The sequence below is a fragment of the Rhodosalinus sp. 5P4 genome, assembly GCF_041365695.1.
GTDB lineage: Bacteria > Pseudomonadota > Alphaproteobacteria > Rhodobacterales > Rhodobacteraceae > Rhodosalinus.
The window spans coordinates 1-2,500 of the sequence record NZ_JBGFSJ010000013.1; the positions used below are offsets into that span (position 1 = coordinate 1).

General features: G+C 57.5%; 1 tRNA gene and 2 rRNA genes (1 of these 3 cut by a window edge). All 3 read right to left on the reverse strand.

Annotated features, from left to right (window positions below):
• Positions 1-2: 2 nt before the first annotated feature.
• Positions 3-79, reverse strand: a tRNA-Met gene (locus tag AB6A69_RS16205).
• A 75-nt stretch (positions 80-154) separates the two neighbouring features.
• Positions 155-269 (reverse strand): 5S ribosomal RNA (gene rrf / locus AB6A69_RS16210).
• 108 nt (positions 270-377) lie between these two features.
• Positions 378-2,500 (reverse strand): 23S ribosomal RNA (locus tag AB6A69_RS16215) (it continues 1,414 nt past the right edge of the window).

Here is a 2,500-nt window from a genome sequence, read left to right on the forward strand (position 1 = left end):
TTTGGTTGCGGGGGTAGGATTTGAACCTACGACCTTCAGGTTATGAGCCTGACGAGCTACCGGGCTGCTCCACCCCGCGTCATGTATGTTTGACCGATTTTGGTCATTTATCGTTGGAGAGATACGGTTTTTTGTTTGTGTCTCGGCTTTCCAGGTTTGGCGGCGACCTACTCTCCCACGTCTTGAGACGCAGTACCATTGGCGCTGCGGCGCTTAACGGCCGGGTTCGGAATGGGACCGGGTGTTTCGCTCGCGCTATGGCCACCAAACCGGGGAAGCCGAGTGGTGTGTCAAGTCACTGTGTTTCGTCGCGTTTCGGGTGCGACGGGGAAGTATCGTCTTCCGCATCCGGGGTTTCGGCTTTGCCGTCACTGGATCGGATCAAGCCTGTCGGGCCATTAGTACCGGTCAACTGAACGCATTGCTGCGCTTACATCTCCGGCCTATCGACGTGGTGGTCTACCACGGCCCTCGGGGATACCTTGTTTTGAGGGGGGCTTCCCGCTTAGATGCCTTCAGCGGTTATCCTTTCCGATCATAGCTACCCTGCACTGCGGCTGGCGCCACAACAGGTCCACCAGTGGATCGTTCACCCCGGTCCTCTCGTACTAGGGGCAACTCCTCTCAAGTATCCTACACCCACGGCAGATAGGGACCGAACTGTCTCACGACGTTCTAAACCCAGCTCACGTACCTCTTTAAACGGCGAACAGCCGTACCCTTGGGACCTGCTCCAGCCCCAGGATGAGATGAGCCGACATCGAGGTGCCAAACACTGCCGTCGATATGGACTCTTGGGCAGTATCAGCCTGTTATCCCCGGCGTACCTTTTATCCGTTGAGCGATGGCCCTTCCACGCGGGACCACCGGATCACTATGGCCGACTTTCGTCTCTGCTCGACTTGTCTGTCTCGCAGTCAGGCTGGCTTCTGCCATTGCACTCAACGAGCGATTTCCGACCGCTCTGAGCCAACCGTCGCGCGCCTCCGTTACTCTTTGGGAGGCGACCGCCCCAGTCAAACTACCCGCCACGCAGGGTCCCGGACCCCGATGAGGGGCCGCGGTTAGACATCAAGAGTGCGAAGGGTGGTATCTCAAGGGAGGCTCCACGGGAACTGGCGTTCCCGCTTCGAAGCCTACCACCTATCCTGCACATCGCAGTCCTGATGCCAGTGCGAAGCTGTAGTAAAGGTGCACGGGGTCTTTCCGTCTAACCGCGGGGAGCCTGCATCTTGACAGGCAATTCAATTTCGCTGAGTCGATGTTGGAGACAGCGGGGAAGTCGTTACGCCATTCGTGCAGGTCGGAACTTACCCGACAAGGAATTTCGCTACCTTAGGACCGTTATAGTTACGGCCGCCGTTTACCGGGGCTTCAATTCGGAGCTCTCACTCCTCCTTTTAACCTTCCGGCACCGGGCAGGCGTCAGACCCTATACGTCGTCTTGCGACTTCGCAGAGCCCTGTGTTTTTAGTAAACAGTCGCCACCCCCTGGTTTGTGCCCCCGGACACTGGTTGCCCAGCACCCGGGCCTCCTTCTCGCGAACTTACGGAGGTATTTTGCCGAGTTCCTTCAACATCGTTCTCTCAAGCGCCTTGGTATTCTCTACCAGTCCACCTGTGTCGGTTTAGGGTACGGTCTCATGGAGGGCTATTTCCTGGGACTGCATGGCTGCCGGACCAATCCGATAAGGCCCGACAACGTCCGCAATCCGTCACATCCTCCTGGCCCAGGACTATTAACCTGGTTCCCATCGTCTACGCCTTTCGGCCTCGACTTAGGGGCCGGCTCACCCTGCTCAGATTAGCTTTAAGCAGGAACCCTTGGACTTTCGGCGAGGGGGTCTCTCACCCCCTTTGTCGCTACTCATGTCATCATTCTCGCTCGTGATCTCTCCACCGGATGGCTCACGCCCCGGCTTCACAGAAGACTCCCCGCCTCCTGAACCCTGCGAACAGGGTTGAAGAGGCATGGAGCCATGTCACACGACGCTCCGCTACCATGCCATACGGCATCCTCGGCTTCGGCTCGTGGCTTGAGCCCCGTTACATCTTCGCCGCAAGACAGCTTGTTTAGACCAGTGAGCTGTTACGCTATCTTTAAAGGATGGCTGCTTCTAAGCCAACCTCCTGGTTGTTTTGGCCGTCTCACCTGCTTTCCCACTTAGCCACGAATTGGGGGCCTTAGCCGGAGGTCAGGGTTGTTTCCCTCTCGACGACGGGCGTTAGCACCCGCCGTCTGTCTGCCATCCAGTACTCCCGGGTATTCGGAGTTTGGTTAGGATCAGTAAGCCTGTGGGGCCCCATTACCCATCCAGTGCTCTACCCCCCGGGGTATTCGGATGACGCTCTACCTAAATAGATTTCGCGGAGAACCAGCTATCTCCGAGTTTGATTGGCCTTTCACCCCTAGGCACAGCTCATCCCGATCCTTTTCAACGGATGTGGGTTCGGCCCTCCAGTGCGTGTTACCGCACCTTCAGCCTGGCCATGCCTAGAT